Origin of the sequence: Corynebacterium auris (assembly GCF_030408575.1) — a bacterium.
GTDB lineage: Bacteria > Actinomycetota > Actinomycetes > Mycobacteriales > Mycobacteriaceae > Corynebacterium > Corynebacterium auris.
The window spans coordinates 964,723-982,888 of record NZ_CP047047.1; the positions used below are offsets into that span (position 1 = coordinate 964,723).

Sequence of the window (18,166 nt, forward strand, 5' to 3'; positions counted from 1 at the left end):
GTGACTACACATGAAAACGGGCAGGGAAACGGTGCCGGCGACGCCCATGGGGCGTCGGCAAGCGAAGGCGACCTCGCGGTAAACGACGCCGATTTCGACGACCCCCGCGCCCCTCTCGTGCGGGCGCTTCGGCTCGGCGGGTGGGTTCTCCTCGCGCTGACGATCGTCTCTCTCATGGCGTGGGGCGCGGCCAGGGGGCTGCCGGGGCTGTGGGCGGTGCTCATGGGCGCGGCGATCGGCGGCGGTTTCGTCATGCTGACGGCACTGTCCGTCCTTGTCTCCTCGAACACCTCGCCCTCGGCGACGATGGCGATTGTCCTCGGCGGCTGGTTAGTCAAGATGGTGGTCTTGATTATCATCTTGGCTCTCATCCGCGACCTGCAGTTTTACGATCACATCGCGTTCGGGGTGACCACGATTCTCGCGCTCGTGGTGGTGCTCGCGGTGGAGGCGTGGGGGGTCATCACCACCCGCGTCGTGTACGTCGATCGGTGACGAATCCCCGGCAGCGCCGCGCGGGGGTGGAAACTCGGCCCCCTGAGGCGACCAATTGGCGCGGAACCTGTTAGGCTTGCCGCTGGGTTTGCTTGAGGTGGCCATGGGCCCACTTGCGAGTTGCCGTGATACCGCCTGAAGAAATACCCCCTGCACCGCGGTTGCTGATGTGCGACGGAGTCCGCCGCGGATGCAGACCACATGAAGACGTCCATCGCACCGCACCCGAGCCTGGGTGCGGCCCGAGAACGGGAGAGAACGCTGAGCGTTACAACTTTGGCCGAGGGCATGAAGGGTACCTTCCACGCGCCCGCACTTGGTCCAGAATTTTTCCCGGGGCATACGTACGGCCACATCATTGGTGAAGACTTCGCCAATGGTTGGTTCGCGCTGGATCGCATCATGATCGTTCGCCTCTTTGTGGCGGCAATCTTGGTGCTCCTCTTTGTTATTGCTTTTAGGAAGCCGAAGCTGGTTCCTAAAGGGCTGCAGAATGTCGCGGAGCTGGGCGTGGACTTTGTCCGCGTCAACATCGCGGAAGACACGCTGGGGAAGAAGGACGGTAAGCGGTTCCTGCCGGTTATCGCCACCATCTTCTTCACGATCCTGTTCATGAATGCAGCGACCATCGTGCCGGGCCTCAACATTTCCCCGAACGCGCGCATCGGCATGCCGATCGTGCTGGCGGCTGTGGCCTACATCGCGATGATCTACGCCGGGGTGAAGCGCCACGGCGTGGTGTACTTCAAGCACTCGGTCGTGATCCCCGGTTTGCCGCCGGCGCTCCACATCCTCGTGGTGCCCATCGAGATCTTCTCGACCTTCATTCTGCGCCCAGTCACGCTGGCTCTTCGTCTCATGGCGAACTTCCTGGCGGGCCACATCATTCTCGTCCTGCTGTACTCCGCCACGAACTTCTTCTTCTGGCAGCTCAACGCATGGACGGCCCTGAGTGGCCTGACGCTGATCGCGGCGATCCTGTTCACCCTGTACGAGCTGATCATCATCTTCCTGCAGGCGTACATCTTCGCCCTCCTGACGGCTGTGTACATTGAGCTGTCGCTTCACGCGGATTCGCACTAACAACGGCGCGAAACACACAGGCCAAACTGAATAACCCCACACACCTCAACACTCGCCCGCCGCACTAGACCAGCGGGCGGGAACCAAGAAAGGGAACGACTTTCACATGAACGACATCATCCTCGCTCAGGCAGAAGAGACCGTCACCGCTTTCGATGGCCTGCAGTCCATCGGCTACGGCATCGCCACCATCGGCCCGGGCATCGGTATCGGCATGCTCGTGGGCAAGACCGTCGAGGGTATGGCTCGCCAGCCCGAGATGGCCGGCCAGCTGCGCACCACGATGTTCCTGGGTATCGCCTTCGTTGAGGCGCTCGCCCTGATCGGCCTCGTCGCCGGCTTCCTGTTCTAAGAAGAACGAGCGAGACCCCGTACACCTTTTTAGAGCAGGAGCAACCTATGACAAACGTCACCGAATTTATCGTGGCGGCAGAAGGAGCGGAGCTCCCCTTGGAGGGCGAGCCCTCCATCCTTCTGCCTCCCATGTACGACGTGGTGTGGTCTCTGGTCGTCTTCGTCGTCGTCTTCATCCTCTTCTGGAAGTACGTGCTTCCGAAGTTCCAGGAAGTCCTCGCCGAGCGCGAAGACCGCATCAAGGGTGGCATTGAGCGTGCTCAGGTCGCCCAGGCGGAGGCCAAGGCTGCCCTGGAGAAGAACAACGCCGAGCTGGCCGAGGCACGCGCCGAGGCCGCCGAGATCCGCGAGGCCGCGCGTGCGCGCGGCAAAGAGATCGAGGCGGAGGCCCGTGCCAACGCTGAGGCGGAGTCCCGCCGCATCGTCGAAGCGGGCGAGAAGCAGCTGCTGGCCTCCCGCGAGCAGGTTGTCTCCGAGCTGCGCACCGAGATGGGCCAGAACTCGATCTCCCTCGCTGAGCGTCTGCTCGGCACGGAGCTGTCGGACTCTACCCGCCGCTCCAACACGATCGACGACTTCCTGGCCGAGCTCGACAGCGTAACGACGAGGAAGTAGGCGAGATGAAGGCAGCTAGTCGCGAAGCACAGAACAACGTTGCGGAAAAGCTCGACGAGCTGATCCGCACCTCCGGCGACAAAGTCGCCGTAGCAGCGCAGGTTGGCACCGAGCTCTTCCTCGTCGTAGACCAGCTGGACCTCGACCGCTCCCTGCGCGTCGCGGTGGCCAATAACGCACTTGACGCCGAGCAGAGGGAGGGCATCCTCCTCGCCGTTTTCGGTGACAAGGTGGCCGAGCCCACGGGCAAGGTCTTGCGTGCCGTCGCACAGCAGGCGTGGTCCTCCACTCGCGACCTCCGCGCCGGCCTTGTCGGGCTCGGACGCCGGGCGCTGCTGCTGGGCGCCGAGGAGCAGGGCCAGCTCGAGCAGGTGGAAGGCGAACTCTTCCAGCTGTCGGTGCTGCTGGAAAACGAGAAGGAGCTCTCCCAGCTTCTTTCCGACCGCACTGCTGGTGCACAACAGAAGCGCGGCCTGCTGGCCAACGTGATCTACGGCAAGGTGACGATGTTCACCGAGGCCCTCGCACTCCAGGTGATCGGGCGCCCCGAGCGCAACCCGATCGACGACCTCGCCGCTGTGGCGGCGCAGGTTGCGGACATGCGCGGCAAGGCCGTTGCTCGCGTCACCTCCGCCGAGGCTCTCGACGCCTCTCAGCGCGAGGCGCTCGCCGGCAAGCTGAAAGACCTTTACGGCCAGGAGATGGCCATCCACTCCGAGGTAGACCCCAGCCTCCTCGGCGGGATGATCATCCGCGTCGGCGACGAGGAAATCGACGGGTCGACGCGGGGTAAGCTCACGCGTCTGCGCGCCGACCTCGCGGCACAGATGGCCTACTAGACAATAAAATGCTGGAACAAACTACCGAGAGCAGGAAGAACATGGCGGAGCTGACGATCTCCTCCGATGAGATCCGTAGCGCGATAGCGAACTACACCTCGAGCTACTCTGCGGAGGCCTCCCGTGAGGAGGTCGGCGTGGTGACTTCGGCTGCAGACGGCATTGCCCAGGTATCCGGGCTGCCGAGCTGCATGACGAACGAGCTGCTCGAGTTCCCCAACGGTGTCATCGGCGTTGCACAGAACCTTGACACCGACACCATCGGTGTCGTTGTCCTGGGTAACTTCGAGACCATTACCGAAGGCGACAAAGTCAAGAGGACCGGTGAGGTCCTGTCCATCCCGGTCGGGGAGAACTTCCTCGGCCGCGTTATTAACCCCCTGGGTCAGCCGATCGATGGCCTCGGAGCTATCGAGTCCAGCGAAGAGCGCGCGCTCGAGCTGCAGGCGGCCGGCGTGCTTGACCGCCAGCCGGTCGAAGAGCCGCTGGCGACGGGCATGAAGGCGATCGACGCGATGACTCCGATCGGCCGCGGCCAGCGCCAGCTGATCATCGGCGACCGCAAGACCGGCAAGACCGCGGTGTGCATCGACACCATTCTGAACCAGAAGTCGTACTGGGAGACCGGCGACCCCTCGAAGCAGGTGCGCTGCATCTACGTGGCTGTCGGCCAGAAGGGCTCGACCATTGCCGGCGTGCGCGCGACCCTCGAGGAGCACGGAGCCTTGGAGTACACCACGATCGTGGCTGCCCCGGCATCCGATTCCGCCGGCTTCAAGTGGCTCGCTCCGTTCTCCGGCGCGGCCCTGGGCCAGCACTGGATGTACCAGGGCAAGCACGTTCTGGTCATCTACGACGACCTGACCAAGCAGGCCGAGGCCTACCGCGCCATTTCGCTCCTGCTGCGCCGCCCGCCGGGCCGCGAGGCTTACCCGGGTGACGTTTTCTACCTGCACTCTCGTCTGCTCGAGCGCGCAGCGAAGCTGAACGACGACCTCGGCGGGGGCTCTCTGACTGCGCTGCCGATCATCGAGACGAAGGCGAACGACGTGGGCGCCTTCATTCCGACGAACGTCATCTCGATTACCGACGGCCAGGTCTTCCTTCAGTCCGACCTGTTCAACCAGGGCGTCCGCCCGGCTATCGACGTCGGTATCTCCGTGTCCCGCGTCGGTGGCGCAGCGCAGACGAAGGGCATGAAGAAGGTTGCCGGTAACCTGCGTCTCGACCTTGCCGCGTACCGCGACCTCGAGGCCTTTGCCGCATTCGCGTCGGATCTCGACTCCGCCTCGAAGCGCCAGCTGGAGCGCGGCCAGCGCCTCGTCGAGCTGCTCAAGCAGCCCGAGAACTCCCCGCAGGCGGTGGAGTTCCAGATCATCTCCATCTGGCTCGCCAACGAGGGCGCCTTCGACGTCGTTCCCGTCGCAGACGTCCGCCGCTACGAGTTCGAGCTGCATGACCACATCCGCTCCCACGCGCCGGAGGTCTACGAGCAGATCGCCGGCGGCGCCGCACTCGACGACCAGTCCAAGGAGACGCTGACGCGCGTCAACGCGGACTTCGCTCGCACCTTCCAGACCAGCGAGGGCAAGCGCATCGTCCGCGAGGAGGAGGCCGAGGCCCTCGACTCCGGCGAGGTGTCCAAGAACCAGCTCAACGTTAACCGCTCGAAGTCCAAGTAGCCGCTGCTTGGACACACCACTACTCAAGGAAAGGAGGGAAGTAAACCATGGCAACTCTTCGCGAACTGCGTGACCGCATCCGGTCCGTCAACTCCACGAAGAAGATCACCAAGGCCCAGGAACTGATCGCCACCTCGCAGATCACCAAGGCCCAGCAGCGCGTAGCGGCGGCAAAGCCCTACGCCGACGAGATGGTAAACGTCATGGAGCGTCTCGCCGCTGCGAGCTCCCTCGACCACCCCATGCTCCGCGAGCGTGAGAATGGCCGAGTTGCAGCGATTCTCGTGGTCACCTCCGACCGCGGTATGGCTGGCGGTTACAACCACAATGTGCTGAAAAAGGCGGCCGGGCTGGAACGCATGCTCAAGGAGGCTGGCTACGAGGTAGTCCGCTACGTCACGGGCGGCAAGGGCGTCACCCACTACAGCTTCCGGGACATGGATATCGCGGGCGCCTGGACTGGGTGGTCGCAGAAGCCGTCGTGGGAAGAAACCCACGACGTGCGCCGCCACCTCATCGATGGGTTCCTCGCAGGCTCCGAGGGTGAGGTTGAGTGGCGCGAGGGGCTGACCGCGCCCGAGGGCGAGTCCGTCCGCGGCTTCGACCAGGTCCACGTGGTTTACACCGAGTTTGTCTCGATGCTTGCCCAAGAGGCCAGGGTTCACCAGCTGCTCCCGATTGAGGCCGTGCTCGACGGCAACGAGGAGGAGCAGGAGAACTCGGCGTCGGACAGCGGCGAGATCCAGCCGGACATGGCGTACGAGCCGGACCCCGACGCGCTGATGGAGAAGCTGCTTCCGGCGTACGTGTCCAGGAGCCTGTACTCGATCTTTTTGGAGTCCTCGGCGTCCGAGTCCGCCTCGCGCCGTACCGCCATGAAGAACGCCACGGACAACGCGACGGAATTGGCCAACGACCTGTCGCGTGAGGCCAACCAAGCCCGCCAGGCAAAAATTACCCAGGAAATCACCGAAATCATCGGCGGCGCTGGCGCGCTGTCGGGTAGCGGAGAAAGCGACTAAAACATGACTACTGCTCACTCGATTGAGGAGCGCACCGACGAGCCGTCGGGCGGGGCTGAGTCCCAGTCCGGCAACGGCCGCGTCGTGCGCGTCATCGGTGCAGTCGTCGACGTGGAGTTCCCGCGCGGCGAACTGCCCGAGCTCTACAACGCTCTGCAGGTCGACATCGACCTCGACCAGATGTCCAGGACCATCACCCTCGAGGTGGCGCAGTTCCTGGGCGACAACCTCGTCCGCACCATCTCCATGGCTCCGACCGACGGCCTCGTCCGCGGCGCTGCGGTGCGCGACTCCGGCAACCCCATCAGCGTCCCCGTCGGCGACCAGGTCAAGGGCCACGTGTTCAACGCGCTTGGCGAGTGCCTCGACGACCCGTCCGTCGGTGAAGAAGGGGAGCGCTGGGGCATTCACCGCGATCCCCCGGCCTTCAAGGACCTGGAGGGTAAGACCGAGATCCTCGAGACCGGTATCAAGGTCATCGACCTGCTCACCCCGTACGTCAAGGGCGGCAAGATCGGCCTCTTCGGCGGTGCCGGCGTGGGCAAGACGGTCCTCATCCAGGAGATGATTACCCGTATTGCCCGCGAGTTCTCCGGTACCTCCGTCTTCGCCGGCGTCGGCGAGCGCACCCGCGAGGGCACCGACCTGTTCCTCGAGATGGAGGACATGGGCGTGCTCCAGGACACCGCCCTCGTCTTCGGCCAGATGGACGAGCCGCCCGGGGTCCGTATGCGCGTGGCCCTGTCCGGCCTGACCATGGCGGAGTACTTCCGTGACGAGCAGAACCAGGACGTGCTGCTCTTCATCGACAACATCTTCCGCTTCACCCAGGCCGGCTCCGAGGTCTCCACGCTGCTGGGCCGCATGCCCTCGGCGGTGGGTTACCAGCCCACGCTTGCCGACGAAATGGGCGTGCTGCAGGAGCGCATTACCTCGACTAAGGGCCGCTCGATCACCTCGCTGCAGGCCGTCTACGTGCCTGCCGACGACTACACCGACCCTGCCCCGGCGACGACCTTCGCCCACCTCGACGCCACCACGGAGCTGTCCCGCTCCATCGCGTCGAAGGGTATTTACCCCGCCGTGGACCCGCTGACCTCGACGTCCCGCATCCTGGAGCCGGGCATCGTCGGCGAGCGCCACTACTCGGTGGCCCAGAAGGTCATCGGTATCCTGCAGAAGAACAAGGAGCTGCAGGACATCATCGCCATCCTCGGCATGGACGAGCTGTCCGAAGAGGACAAGGTCACCGTCATGCGCGCCCGTAAGATCCAGCGCTTCCTTGGCCAGAACTTCTTCGTTGCAAAGAAGTTCACCGGCGACGAGGGCTCTTACGTGCCGCTCGAGGAGACCATCGAGGCCTTTGACAAGCTCTGCGAGGGTGAGTTTGACGCCTACCCGGAGCAGGCCTTCTCCAACCTCGGCGGTCTGGACGACGTCGAGGCCCAGTACAAGAAGCTGCAGGAGAAGTAGGAGGGCCGACATGGCTGACATCACCGTGCAACTGGTCTCCGTTGACCGCATGCTCTGGTCGGGCGAGGCCAGCATCCTCACGGCCCAGACCACCGAGGGTGAGATCGGCATTCTGCCCGGCCACGAGCCGTTCCTCGGCCAGCTCAAAGAGAACGGTGTGGTGACGATTCGCCCCGTCGAGGGAGAGCGCATCGTCGCCGCCGTCCAGGGCGGGTTCCTGTCCGTGCAGGCGAACAAGGTGACGGTCCTCGCGGACTATGCCATCTTCGCCGACGAGGTCGACTCGGCCTCCGCAAAGAGCGAACTCGACGCTGACGATGAGCAGGCCAAGGCCCGCGCCGAGGCCGAGCTCGCGGCAGTTCGCCGCAACTCCGGCAGCTAGGCAGTCCGGCAGCTCTCGCGCTCAACTCCTCCGCCACCGGCGGGGGAGTTTTCTTTGCTTGTGAGGTCCGGCGCGGCGATTGATCTACGACTTTCGTCGGTTTGATTCTGCGTGGAAGAAAGTTAGTATTTCCGGAAATACGTCCATGCCGGAACGCCACGGCTTCTAGGCGAGCTAGGAGCGGAAGTAGGGTCGAGGCCTACCGCTGAGGAGGAAGGGGGCTGCACATGAAGTTTGTGCTTATCGCGGGCGCGCTTGCTGTGGCCGTCGCGGCGGCAGCAGCTCTGTGGCGTTTTACCAACTTCCGCAACTCGGGGGCGCAGGGGCTATTTCGGAAGCTGCCGGCGAACGGCCTGCACGGCTGGCGCCACGGTGTGTTGCGGTACTCGGGGGAGGAGCTGGAGTTTTTCAAACTTCGCTCCTTGGCGTTCACCAGGGACCTCGCCCTGGACAGGCGGGGAATCACCATTACGGGATTTCGGGAGCTTTCGGAGCAGGAGCAGGACTTCATGCCCGGCATCTCGGTGATACTGGAGTTGGAGAGCGCGGCGGGAAAATTCGAGTTTGCTAGTGAGCGCCACGCCCAGATGGCGCTTGTGTCCTGGGTTGAGTCCGCGCCGGACCGCCGCCAGGAGCAGCGCGGGCGCGCCTACCGCGCGTACGTGGCGCAGCGGGGCAGGGGCAAGGCGTAGGTGCCGCCGGCGGGCGGTACGCTTGGTGCATGCGTTTGCTCATAGCCCGGTGCTCGGTTGACTACGTGGGGCGCCTCGACGCTCACCTGCCCTCAGCGAAGAGGCTCATCATGGTGAAGGCAGACGGCTCGGTCTCCATCCATGCCGACGACCGTGCGTACAAGCCGCTGAACTGGATGACCTCTCCCTGCACGCTGAGGGAGGAGACGGTCGTCGACGTGGACGGGGCGCAGACGGGGGACATGATGTGGATCGTGGAGAACTCCGCCGGTGAGCAGCTGCGGATCACGCTGGAGGAAGTCCTCCACGACACCACGGTCGAGCTGGGAGTGGATCCGGGGTTAGTGAAGGACGGCGTAGAGGCGCATTTGCAGGAACTGCTCGCCGAGCACATCACGACCTTGGGGGAGGGATACTCCCTGGTCAGGAGGGAATACCCGACGGCGATCGGGCCCGTCGACCTTGTGGCGCGCGATGCCTCGGGCCGTACCGTGGCGGTGGAGGTCAAGCGCCGCGGCGGCATCGACGGCGTGGAGCAGCTGACACGCTACGTCGAATTGCTGAACCGGGACGACCTGCTGGCGCCGGTGAAAGGGGTGTTCGCCGCGCAGGAGATCAAGCCCCAAGCGCGGACCCTGGCGGAGGACAGAGGCTTTCGCTGTCTCGTCCTGGACTACGACGAGCTGCGTGGCATCGAGTCCAACGAGCTGAGGTTGTTCTAGACCATGCCCCGGCACAACAGGCGAGCCCGCATCACCCCCGCGTACGTCCTCCCCCGTGACGGCTCGACGTTCGTGGGTACGCAGGAGGTGGACGGCCCTTCGTGGACGAAAGGGGAGCCCTACCTCGTGCGGGTGATCGGAGCGGGCGCGGCGCGGAAATTTTACGTGTGCCCCGGGTGCAACCAGAACATCCCGCCCGGGGTGGCCCACGTGGTGGCCTGGCCGAAGGAGACCGGGCGCGGGGCAGAGGACCGGCGGCACTGGCATAGAGGCTGCTGGGCACGCCGCTAAGCTGGGGGGCATGATTGCTGCATTTTCGGTTGCCCCGACCGTCACAGACAACGCGCAGGCCGAGATGTCCGCCGCCGTCGCCCGGGCCGTGCGGGTTGTCCGCGAGTCCGGCTTACCGCACGAGACCACCGCGATGTTTACCACGGTGGAGGGCGAATGGGACGAGGTGATGGACGTGATCAAACGCGCCACCCAGGCGGTCGTGGAGGTTTCTCCGCGGGTTTCGCTCGTGGTCAAGGCCGATATTCGGCCGGGTTATACGGACATGCTGCACCAAAAGGTGCAGTCGTTGAACAAGCACTTTGAAAGCGAGGAGTAAGGACATGGCGCAGTTCGGTTCGGGAGCGGTGGACCTGTCGGGGCTGGCGGGGGACGAGGCCGGCTTCGAGGCGTTCATTGAGGCAACCCAGGACAACCTCGAGAAGGAGGTGATCGCGCGCTCGGCGCAGGTTCCCGTCATTGTCGCGGTGGGCTCGGTGCGGTCGCCACAGTCGGAGGAACTCACCTCCGCGCTCAAGGAGCTCGCTCAGGGGCAGCGCGCGTTCCGCGTGGCTCGCGTCGACGCGGACGCGCACCCGATGCTCGCCCAGATGCTCGGGGTGCGTGCCGTGCCCACGACGATTGCGCTCGCGGCGGGACGCCCCGTAACGAGTTTCGAGGGCGGCCAGCCGCGCGAGCAGTTGGAGCAGTGGGTCGCCGCGCTCGTCTCCCAGATCGGCCCCCAGCTCGAGGGGCTCGGGGAGGAGTCCGCGCACGCGGAGCAGCCGACCGAGGACCCTCGCCTGAACGAGGCGACCGAGGCGCTCAACCGGGGGGATTTCGACGCGGCTCTCGCTGTCTACGACTCGGTGCTCACCGAGGAGCCGAATAACGCGGAGGTCAAGCAGGCCAAGGCGACTGTCGGGGTGCTCAAGCGCCTCGACCCCGCCAACCGCGAGAGCGACCCGATCGCGGAGGCCGAGGCGGCGCCGGGGGACGTCGATAAGCAGCTTGCGGCTGCCGACGCCGAGGTCGTGGCGGGTGCCCCGGACAAGGCCTTCGCGCGCCTGATCGCGCTGGTCAAGGACGAACCGCGCGCGAAGGAGAGGCTGCTCGAGCTTTTCACGCTGTTCGACGCCGCAGATCCCCGCGTCATCACCGCACGCACGAACCTCGCCTCGGCGCTATTCTAGGCCGGCCCTAACGGGCTAGGCGGTAGTACTGCACGCTCAGGGCGGGCAGGTGGAGGGCGACAGACTGCTCGAAGTTGTCCCAGGGCGTCGCCTCGGTGTACACGGAGGGGGGAAGATCGGCGCCGGCGCCTCCGTAGACCGCGTCGTCGGTGTTGATCACGAGCTCCCAGTTGCCCGCCTCCGGCAGGCCGAGGCGGTAGTTCGCGTGGGAGGTGCCCGCGAGGTTGACCACGGCGAGGAGGGGGACCGCGTCGACGCCCCAGCGGATGTAGGCCAAGACGTTGTGGTTCGCGTCGTCGCCCTTGACCCACTGGAAGCCCATCGGGGTGTTGTCCTGGGAGAACAGGGCGGGGGTGTCGCGGTAGACCACGTTGAGGTCGCGCACCAGGCGCTGGATGCCGCGGTGGTACTCGTGGCCCCAGCCGTCGCTCACGTTGTCCCAGTTGATGGAGTGCGCCTCGTCCCATTCGGTGGTTTGGCCCCACTCGCACCCCATGAACATCAGCTGCTTGCCGGGATGGGAGAACATGTAGCCGAAGAGCGCGCGCAGCCCGGCGGCCTTGTTCCAGTCGTCGCCCGGCATGCGCCCCCACAAGGAGCCTTTGCCGTGGACGACCTCGTCGTGGGAAAACGGCAGGACATAGCGCTCGGAAAACGCGTAAACCAGCGAGAACGTGATCTCGTTGTGGTGGTGGGAGCGGTGCACCGGGTCGAGGGAGAAGTACTCGAGGGTGTCGTTCATCCAGCCCATGTTCCACTTCAGGCTGAAGCCGAGGCCATCGGCGCTGGTTTGGGCGGTGACCCCGGGCCAGGCGGTGGACTCCTCGGCGATGGTGAGCACGCCCGGGTGGGTGCGGTGGACTGTGGCGTTCATCTCCTGAAGGAACTGCACCGCGTCCCAGTGCTCGCGCCCGCCGTGCTGGTTCGGCAGCCACTCGCCGGGTTGGCGGGAGTAGTCGAGGTAGAGCATGGAGGCGACGGCGTCGACGCGCAGGCCGTCGAGGTGGAACTCCTCGCACCAGTACAGGGCGTTGGCGACGAGGAAGTTGCGGACCTCGTTGCGGCCAAAGTCGAAGACGTAGGTGCCCCACTCCTTTTGTTCGCCCCGGCGCCAGTCGGGGTGCTCGTAGAGCGCGGTGCCGTCGAAACGCCCGAGCGCCCAGGCGTCTTTGGGGAAGTGCGCGGGGACCCAGTCGACGATGACGCCGATGCCGTTGGCGTGCAGCGCGTCTACCAGCGCGCGGAACTCGTCGGGGGTGCCCCACCGGGCGGTTGGGGCGTAGTAGCCGGAGACCTGGTAGCCCCAGGAGCCGCCGAAGGGGTGCTCGGCGACAGGGAGGAACTCCACGTGCGTGAAGCCGTTGTCCACGAGGTAGGGCACGAGCTCCTCGGTGAGCGTGCGGTAGGACGAGCCCTGCTTCCAGGAGCCGATATGGCACTCGTAGACGCTCATCGGGGCGTTGGTCGGGTCGATCCCGGGCCGGGCGTTCATCCATTCCGCGTCGCCCCACTCGTAGTCGGAGGCGGCGGCGACGACCGAGACGGTCTCGGGCGGGGCGAGCGTCTGCTTCGCCAGCGGGTCGGCTTTGTCCACGCGCTCGCCGCCCGCGGTGTGGACGGCGAATTTGTAGGTGGTGCCGGGGCCGATGCCGGGGATGAAGATCTCCCAGACGCCGGTGGAGCCGAGCGTGCGCATGGGGTACTGGCTGGGGTTCCAGTTGCAGAACTCGCCGACGACGGCCACACCGCGGGCGTTGGGCGCCCAGACGGCGAAGGAGGTGCCGGTGACCTCGCCGAGAGTTGTGGTGTAGCTGCGCACGTTGGCGCCCAGGACCTCCCAGAGGCGCTCGTGGCGGCCCTCGCCGATGAGGTGGAGGTCGAACTGGCCGAGCGTAGGCAGGAAGTGGTAAGGGTCCGCCACGATGACGGGTTCACCCTCCGGGTAGGTCACGCGCAGCCGGTAATCGGGGGCGTGCTCGTCGTCGAGGGCGGCGACCCAGATGTCGTCCCCGGTGTCGACCATGTCCACGTGGGTGTTGTGGATGAGCAGCTCGACGCGACGCGCCCCGAGCATGCGGGTGCGGATGAGCGACCCTTCGGCTGCGGGGTGCCAGCCGTAGAAATCGTGCGGAGCGTGGTGCGTGCACGCGAGGAGCCGCTGTTTATCGTGCTCGGGAATAAGAAGCGAGGGGTCGATGCCCGTCATGGCGTTCCTTCGAGGTGTCGGGGAAATCGTTGCTTCGACGCTACCGCAAAGCGGCGCGCCTACGGCCTGTAGTCGTGATCGGAGATGCGGCGGAAGGCCAGCGCCGCGCGGCGCTCGGCCGCCACGTCTGGGAGCTGGAAGATGTGGGCGACGTTGCCTTCCGGGGCGAGGCGGACAAAGTTGTCGCCCTCGGCGCTCCACGTGTAGGTCGCGCCCGAGACCAGGTCGTGGACATCGAAATCCGAGCCGGGGTTGAGGCCCACGGCATCGGCGTCGACGTGCACTGTTGCCTCCTGGGTGGCGTGGGGGTCGAGGTTGACCACGACGAGGACGGCGTTGCCGGTTACGGCATCCACCTTGGAGTAAGCGAGGATGTGCTCGTTGGCCGCGTCGTGGAAGCGGATCTGGCGCAGCTGCTGCAGGGCCGGGTTGTCACGGCGAATGCGGTTAAGCAGCGTCAGGTAGGGCTCGAGCGAGTCGCCGCGCTCGGCGGCTGCTGCGAAGTCGCGCGGGCGCAGTTCGTATTTCTCGGAATCCAGGTATTCCTCGCTGCCTTCGTGGACGGGTTCGTCCTCGTAGAGCTCGAAGCCGGAGTAAACGCCCCACAGCGGGCTTAACGTAGCCGCGAGCGTCGCCCGGATGGCGAAGGCGGCGCGACCGCCGGTTTGCAGCGAGGCGTGGAGGATATCGGGGGTGTTGACGAAGAGGTTGGGCCGGGACACATCGGAGACGTCGACAAGCAACCCTGCGAAGTCGGTGAGCTCGGCCTTGGTCGTTTTCCACGTGAAGTGGGTGTACGACTGCGAAAAGCCGGCCTTGGACAGCCCGTACATGCGCGGCGGGCGGGTGAAGGCCTCGGCGAGGAAGATGACCTCCGGGTGCGTTTCGTGGACCTTGGTAATCAGCCAGTGCCAGAAATTGACCGGCTTCGTGTGCGGGTTGTCCACGCGGAAGGTGGTGATGCCCAGGTCCACCCAGTACATGAGCACGCGGTAGATCTCCGCGTACAGGGTTTCGGGTGCGTTGTCGAAGTTGATGGGGTAAATGTCCTGGTACTTCTTCGGCGGGTTTTCCGCGTAGGCGATGGTGCCGTCCGCCAGGACTGTAAAAAACTCGGGGTGCTCGGCTGCCCACGGGTGGTCCGGCGCGGCTTGCAGCGCGAAGTCAAGGGCGATCTCGAGCCCCAGCTCGTCGGCGTGGGCCTTCATGGCAAGGAACTCGGCCTCGCCGCCGAGGTCGGGGTGGAACGCGTCGTGGCCGCCGGCGGCGGAGCCCACGGCCCACGGGGAACCGACGTCGCCCTCCTGAGCCTCCAGGGTGTTGTTGCGCCCCTTCCGGTTGACCTGGCCAATCGGGTGGATCGGAGGAAAGTAGACGGTGTCAAAGCCCATCGCGGCGACGCGGTCCAGCGCGGCGGCGGTGGTCTCCCACGTGCCATGCACGGGCTTGCCCTCCGCGTCGACCCCGCCGGTGGACCGGGGGAAGAGCTCGTACCAGGAGTTAACCAGGGCAGCGCGGCGCTCCACCAGGACATCGCACACCGGCCCGCGGGTCAGCATCTCTCGCAGAGGGTGGGCGGAGAGGGCCTCGCGGACCTTGTTACCCAGGCCGGGGGCAAGGCGCTGCGCGAGGGGGAGGGAGGTATCTCCGAGCGCGCGGGCCGCGTCCTCGAGCACCTCGCGGGTAGGAGCGGGGGCCTGCGCCGCGGCGGCGGCGAACAGCTCAGCCCCGTGGGCGATGTCGTTGGCCAGCTCGTCCGCGCCCTGGCCGGCGTTGAACTTTTTCGTCACGGCGTTGCGCCACGTCGCCATGGCGTCGCCCCACGCGTCCACGCGGAAGCGCCACGTGCCCTCCACGTCGGGAACGAACACGGCGTGGGCGTAGTCGGGGCGGTACACCTCCGGCTGCATAGGCACGTGGTACTGCTCGCCGTCGGGCCGGGTGACCACGAGCGTGGCGGCCACGGCGTCGTGGCCCTCGCGCCACACGAGAGCGGACACCGGGACAACCTCGCCCACGACTGCCTTCGCGGGAAGGGTGCGCCCGGAGACCTGGGGGCGTACGTCGTCGATACCAAAGCGTCCAATCATGGGTGCCGTCCTTAGGGAAAAGCTGCTGAGCGGGGTCTCGCGCGGTGGCGCGCGCTACACCCGACCACCCTAGCCACTCGCCCGGCGGCGCGCCGGGTCCACCGCCGGCGGGGAATTTAAGCCAAAATGGAGGGCGTGACTGACACGACCCGAAACCGAGAGACTGAGTTAGACACCGGGTTAGAGAGCGATCCGGACCTGATGATCGACTTCCGCGGAGTGGAGTTCGTCCGCGACGGCGCGAGGTTGGTCGGCCCGGTCGACTGGCAGGTCGAGCTCGACGAGCGCTGGGTCATTGTCGGGCCCAATGGGGCCGGCAAGACCACGCTGATCCGCGTCGCCTCAGCGCAGGAATTCCCTTCCTCCGGGGTGGCCTTCGTTCTTGGGGAGCGCCTCGGCCGCACGGACATGCGCGACCTGAGGGCGTCGATAGGCCTGACGTCGTCCGCCATCGCCCACCGGGTGCCAGCCCAGGAGACGGTGAAGGACCTGGTGGTCTCGGCGGGCTACGCCATCCTCGGCCGATGGCGCGAGGACTACGACGAGATGGACTACGTGCAGGCGCTTGAGGTCCTCGAGCAGGTCGGCGCGATGCACCTGATCGACAGGACGTGGGGCACGCTTTCCGACGGCGAGAAAAAGCGCGTCCTCATCGCCCGCGCGATCATGACGAACCCGGAGCTGCTCATCATGGACGAGCCAGCCGCAGGGATGGACCTCGGCGGCCGCGAGGACCTGGTGGGCTACCTCGGGGATCTCGCACTCGACCCGGACGCCCCGGCGATTGTCATGATTACTCACCACCTCGAGGAAATCCCCTACGGCTTCACCCACGCGATGCTCCTCGACGAAGGAGAGGTCGTCGCCCAGGGCCTCATCGAGGACGTCATCACCTCGGAAAACGTCTCGCGCGCCTACCGCCAGCCGATCGAGGTGACCTACAGCGACGGCCGCTTCGCCGCGCGCCGGGCGCGCCGCGGCGGAGCGCACCGCGCCCCCACGCGCGGGCACTGACGCGGCAAGAACGGGCACAATTGGCGGAGTAGGCAAGTAAGGAGGTGAGCGGCCCGTGGCCCTGGAGCGCGAGCACAACGCGGTGCGCGGGATCAACGGCGCCCGCCTGGCCAGTACCGTCATCCTTACCCGCGACGGCTCTGAGGGGCTGGAGGTGTGGGTCTTCGAGCGCGTGCTGACCCTGCCAAATTACCCGGGGATGACGGTCTTTCCCGGCGGCGGCGTAGATAGCCGCGACTTCCCGGCCCGCGGCCGCACCGGCGAGCTATGGCACGGCCAACCCGCGGCCGATCTCGGGCGGCGCCTCGGCGTGGAAGCGGAAACGGCCAACGCGCTCTTGTTCGCCGCGGTCCGTGAGCTGTTTGAAGAGACAGGCACCCTGCTTGCCGTGGACGAAAAAGGCGAGCTCCCCGCTGATGCACGCCCTTTCCACGGACAGCGCCTGGCGCTGGAAACGCACGCGCTGTCGCTGACCGACTTTTTGCGTGATAACGACCTCAGCGTGTCCGCCGATATGCTGGCGCCCTTCGCCCGCTGGGTCGGCCGCTCGGGCCGCGGCACCCTCTACGACACCTTCACCTGGCTCGCCCGCCTGCCGGCGGGGCAGGAGCCTGACGGCGCGACGGGCGAGGCCGACGACGCCAACTGGTTCACACCGGAGCTCCTCCTCGACGGCTGGCGCGCCGGGCTGGTCCGCTTCGCCCACTCGACCTGGGCACAGCTTGTCGACGTCTCGCGCTACGATTCCACCGAGTCGCTGTGGCGCGCGGCCAGCGGGGCCAGCATGACCACGAACATGGCCGAGGTAGACGATAATCCCCGATACGCGGAGTTTTTCACCCTCCGCCCCGAAGACAGGATTGGACGCCCTTTTGAGCTTTAGCCCGGACGAGGTTCGCTTCCTCGCTGCCCACACCGCCGAGATCGACGAGGTTGCCCCGCAGGTGGCGCTCACCGCAGCCACCGTGTTCGCGGACAGGAAACTATTGGACGCACACTTCGGCGGCTATGCCCGAGCCGCGATGGAGGCGATCTACGCCCGACGCCTGAGCGAAGGAAAGCTGCCACCCGGCTGGCTGGCGGATATCGACGCCGCCCAGCAGGCCACCCCGGCGCTGGTCGCGAGAGTGAGGGCGCGGAGGGTGCAGGCGGCCTCCCCGCGCTTGGTATGCGACGTTACCTGTTCCGTCGGCACCGAGGCCCAAGCTTATGACCAGGTGCACTGGCTGGGCTCGGATCTGGACCACGCGCGGCTGCTCATGGCGCGCCACAACTTGGGGGATCGGGCCTGGCTGGCGCGAGCGGATGCGCTGGAGCCGGTGGTTCGCGCCCCAGGGACCGTCATCGTGGCCGACCCGGCTCGGCGTGTCGACGGGCGCCGGATCACCGATCCCGCTAAGCTCCGCCCGCCGCTTCCGCGTCTTTTGTACGCCCACCGGGGGGAACGGATGGCGGTGAAATGCGCGCCCGGCATCGACTACTCCGAATGGGACGGCCTAGTCAGCGTGGTCTCGGTCGACGGCGGGGTCAAGGAGGCGTGCTTGTACACAGCCGATCTGTCCGGGGGCCTCAGCCGAGAGGCCGTCGTCGCGCGTAGCGACGGGTTTATGGAGACGGTGACCTCCGCCGATCCGGACGAAGTTTCCCTCGGCCGCCCCGGGGCGTACATCGTGGAACCCGACGGCGCGGTCGTGCGGGCCGGGTTGGTCCGCGCCTGGGCCGCGCGGCACGGGCTGTGGATGCTCGACCCCCACATTGCCTTCCTCACTGGAGACAGCATTCCGGCCGGTTACAGCGGGTTTGCCTTCCTCGAGGACGTGCCGCTGCGCAAACTCAAAGCTGCACTGCAGGCGCACGAAGCTGGATCCGTAGAGATCCTAGTGCGCGGTGTCGATGTGGATCCGGACCGGTTGAGGGGCAAGCTCAAGTTGAAGGGATCGCGGCAGATGGGGGTTGTCATTGCCCGACTTGGGGATACAGCTGTTGCCCATATCTGTGGGCCGCGAGAGCGTCCCGGCTCCTGAGCGCTAGCGG

At 66.2% G+C, this 18,166-nt stretch carries 19 protein-coding genes; 17 read left to right on the plus strand and 2 right to left on the minus strand.

The features are described 5' to 3' along the window. Positions 1-117 precede the first annotated feature (117 nt). From CAURIS_RS04645 to CAURIS_RS04710, 14 genes are all read left to right on the plus strand, one after another. On the plus strand, positions 118-495 hold the full coding sequence (locus CAURIS_RS04645) for a Cg1360 family ATP-synthase-associated protein (protein ID WP_290343313.1): 378 nt from the start codon (positions 118-120) through the stop codon (positions 493-495). Between the two features lie 288 nt (positions 496-783). Beyond that, positions 784-1,578, plus strand: coding sequence for a F0F1 ATP synthase subunit A (gene atpB / locus CAURIS_RS04650; protein WP_290343314.1), 795 nt, complete (start codon positions 784-786; stop codon positions 1,576-1,578). 106 nt (positions 1,579-1,684) lie between these two features. After that, complete coding sequence (locus tag CAURIS_RS04655) at positions 1,685-1,930, plus strand: ATP synthase F0 subunit C (RefSeq protein WP_019195033.1); 246 nt, start codon at positions 1,685-1,687, stop codon at positions 1,928-1,930. A gap of 47 nt (positions 1,931-1,977) precedes the next feature. Then, positions 1,978-2,547 carry a F0F1 ATP synthase subunit B gene (locus tag CAURIS_RS04660; protein ID WP_290343047.1) on the plus strand — a complete coding sequence of 190 codons (570 nt, stop codon included), beginning with the start codon at positions 1,978-1,980 and terminating at the stop codon, positions 2,545-2,547. Positions 2,548-2,552: 5 nt separating this feature from the next. Then, complete coding sequence (locus tag CAURIS_RS04665) at positions 2,553-3,386, plus strand: F0F1 ATP synthase subunit delta (protein WP_290343048.1); 834 nt, start codon at positions 2,553-2,555, stop codon at positions 3,384-3,386. 8 nt (positions 3,387-3,394) lie between these two features. Further along, entirely contained in the window at positions 3,395-5,068 is a 1,674-nt protein-coding gene (atpA, locus tag CAURIS_RS04670; protein WP_290343049.1) for a F0F1 ATP synthase subunit alpha, read from the plus strand. A 47-nt stretch (positions 5,069-5,115) separates the two neighbouring features. Continuing rightward, positions 5,116-6,090, plus strand: a complete 975-nt coding sequence (locus tag CAURIS_RS04675) for a F0F1 ATP synthase subunit gamma (RefSeq protein ID WP_290343050.1) — start codon at positions 5,116-5,118, stop codon at positions 6,088-6,090. 3 nt (positions 6,091-6,093) lie between these two features. Beyond that, positions 6,094-7,563, plus strand: a complete 1,470-nt coding sequence (atpD, locus tag CAURIS_RS04680; RefSeq protein WP_290343051.1) for a F0F1 ATP synthase subunit beta — start codon at positions 6,094-6,096, stop codon at positions 7,561-7,563. 10 nt (positions 7,564-7,573) lie between these two features. Then, on the plus strand, positions 7,574-7,945 hold the full coding sequence (locus tag CAURIS_RS04685; RefSeq protein WP_290343052.1) for a F0F1 ATP synthase subunit epsilon: 372 nt from the start codon (positions 7,574-7,576) through the stop codon (positions 7,943-7,945). A 227-nt stretch (positions 7,946-8,172) separates the two neighbouring features. Continuing rightward, the gene (locus tag CAURIS_RS04690; protein ID WP_290343053.1) at positions 8,173-8,637 is read left to right on the plus strand and encodes a DUF2550 domain-containing protein; all 465 of its coding nucleotides are present in this window, start codon (positions 8,173-8,175) and stop codon (positions 8,635-8,637) included. A gap of 29 nt (positions 8,638-8,666) precedes the next feature. Continuing rightward, the gene (gene nucS, locus CAURIS_RS04695) at positions 8,667-9,359 is read left to right on the plus strand and encodes an endonuclease NucS (protein WP_290343054.1); all 693 of its coding nucleotides are present in this window, start codon (positions 8,667-8,669) and stop codon (positions 9,357-9,359) included. 3 nt (positions 9,360-9,362) lie between these two features. Continuing rightward, a complete protein-coding gene (locus tag CAURIS_RS04700; RefSeq protein WP_290343055.1) occupies positions 9,363-9,650 on the plus strand; it encodes an Rv1322 family protein in 288 nt (95 codons plus the stop codon). Positions 9,651-9,660: 10 nt separating this feature from the next. Then, positions 9,661-9,969 carry a thiamine-binding protein gene (locus tag CAURIS_RS04705; protein WP_290343056.1) on the plus strand — a complete coding sequence of 103 codons (309 nt, stop codon included), beginning with the start codon at positions 9,661-9,663 and terminating at the stop codon, positions 9,967-9,969. A gap of 4 nt (positions 9,970-9,973) precedes the next feature. After that, on the plus strand, positions 9,974-10,822 hold the full coding sequence (locus CAURIS_RS04710) for a tetratricopeptide repeat protein (RefSeq protein WP_290343057.1): 849 nt from the start codon (positions 9,974-9,976) through the stop codon (positions 10,820-10,822). A gap of 7 nt (positions 10,823-10,829) precedes the next feature. Here CAURIS_RS04710 and glgB read toward each other — a convergent pair whose 3' ends face one another. After that, positions 10,830-13,028, minus strand: coding sequence for a 1,4-alpha-glucan branching protein GlgB (gene glgB, locus CAURIS_RS04715; RefSeq protein WP_290343058.1), 2,199 nt, complete (start codon positions 13,026-13,028; stop codon positions 10,830-10,832). 59 nt (positions 13,029-13,087) lie between these two features. Beyond that, positions 13,088-15,118, minus strand: coding sequence for a maltotransferase domain-containing protein (locus CAURIS_RS04720; RefSeq protein ID WP_290343059.1), 2,031 nt, complete (start codon positions 15,116-15,118; stop codon positions 13,088-13,090). A gap of 126 nt (positions 15,119-15,244) precedes the next feature. On the opposite strand from CAURIS_RS04720, the gene CAURIS_RS04725 reads away from it, so the two are divergent. The 3 genes from CAURIS_RS04725 to CAURIS_RS04735 are packed head-to-tail and all read left to right on the plus strand — an operon-like array spanning position 15,245 to position 18,156. Continuing rightward, on the plus strand, positions 15,245-16,132 hold the full coding sequence (locus tag CAURIS_RS04725) for an ABC transporter ATP-binding protein (protein WP_290343060.1): 888 nt from the start codon (positions 15,245-15,247) through the stop codon (positions 16,130-16,132). A 55-nt stretch (positions 16,133-16,187) separates the two neighbouring features. Next, positions 16,188-17,015 carry an NUDIX hydrolase gene (locus CAURIS_RS04730; RefSeq protein ID WP_290343061.1) on the plus strand — a complete coding sequence of 276 codons (828 nt, stop codon included), beginning with the start codon at positions 16,188-16,190 and terminating at the stop codon, positions 17,013-17,015. Then, entirely contained in the window at positions 17,005-18,156 is a 1,152-nt protein-coding gene (locus CAURIS_RS04735; RefSeq protein WP_290343062.1) for a THUMP-like domain-containing protein, read from the plus strand. The genes CAURIS_RS04730 and CAURIS_RS04735 overlap by 11 nt, the downstream gene beginning before the upstream one ends. The last annotated feature ends 10 nt before the right edge of the window (positions 18,157-18,166 follow it).

Bases quoted from the DNA above. Each gene is read 5' to 3' on its own strand.
- atpB (WP_290343314.1), top strand. From the start codon at position 784: ATGAAGGGTACCTTCCACGCGCCCGCACTTGGTCCAGAATTTTTCCCG.
- CAURIS_RS04655 (WP_019195033.1), top strand. From the start codon at position 1,685: ATGAACGACATCATCCTCGCTCAGGCAGAAGAGACCGTCACCGCTTTC.
- CAURIS_RS04660 (WP_290343047.1), top strand. From the start codon at position 1,978: ATGACAAACGTCACCGAATTTATCGTGGCGGCAGAAGGAGCGGAGCTC.
- CAURIS_RS04665 (WP_290343048.1), top strand. From the start codon at position 2,553: ATGAAGGCAGCTAGTCGCGAAGCACAGAACAACGTTGCGGAAAAGCTC.
- atpA (WP_290343049.1), top strand. From the start codon at position 3,395: ATGCTGGAACAAACTACCGAGAGCAGGAAGAACATGGCGGAGCTGACG.
- CAURIS_RS04675 (WP_290343050.1), top strand. From the start codon at position 5,116: ATGGCAACTCTTCGCGAACTGCGTGACCGCATCCGGTCCGTCAACTCC.
- atpD (WP_290343051.1), top strand. From the start codon at position 6,094: ATGACTACTGCTCACTCGATTGAGGAGCGCACCGACGAGCCGTCGGGC.
- CAURIS_RS04685 (WP_290343052.1), top strand. From the start codon at position 7,574: ATGGCTGACATCACCGTGCAACTGGTCTCCGTTGACCGCATGCTCTGG.
- CAURIS_RS04690 (WP_290343053.1), top strand. From the start codon at position 8,173: ATGAAGTTTGTGCTTATCGCGGGCGCGCTTGCTGTGGCCGTCGCGGCG.
- nucS (WP_290343054.1), top strand. From the start codon at position 8,667: ATGCGTTTGCTCATAGCCCGGTGCTCGGTTGACTACGTGGGGCGCCTC.
- CAURIS_RS04700 (WP_290343055.1), top strand. From the start codon at position 9,363: ATGCCCCGGCACAACAGGCGAGCCCGCATCACCCCCGCGTACGTCCTC.
- CAURIS_RS04705 (WP_290343056.1), top strand. From the start codon at position 9,661: ATGATTGCTGCATTTTCGGTTGCCCCGACCGTCACAGACAACGCGCAG.
- CAURIS_RS04710 (WP_290343057.1), top strand. From the start codon at position 9,974: ATGGCGCAGTTCGGTTCGGGAGCGGTGGACCTGTCGGGGCTGGCGGGG.
- glgB (WP_290343058.1), bottom strand. From the start codon at position 13,028: ATGACGGGCATCGACCCCTCGCTTCTTATTCCCGAGCACGATAAACAG.
- CAURIS_RS04720 (WP_290343059.1), bottom strand. From the start codon at position 15,118: ATGATTGGACGCTTTGGTATCGACGACGTACGCCCCCAGGTCTCCGGG.
- CAURIS_RS04725 (WP_290343060.1), top strand. From the start codon at position 15,245: ATGGAGGGCGTGACTGACACGACCCGAAACCGAGAGACTGAGTTAGAC.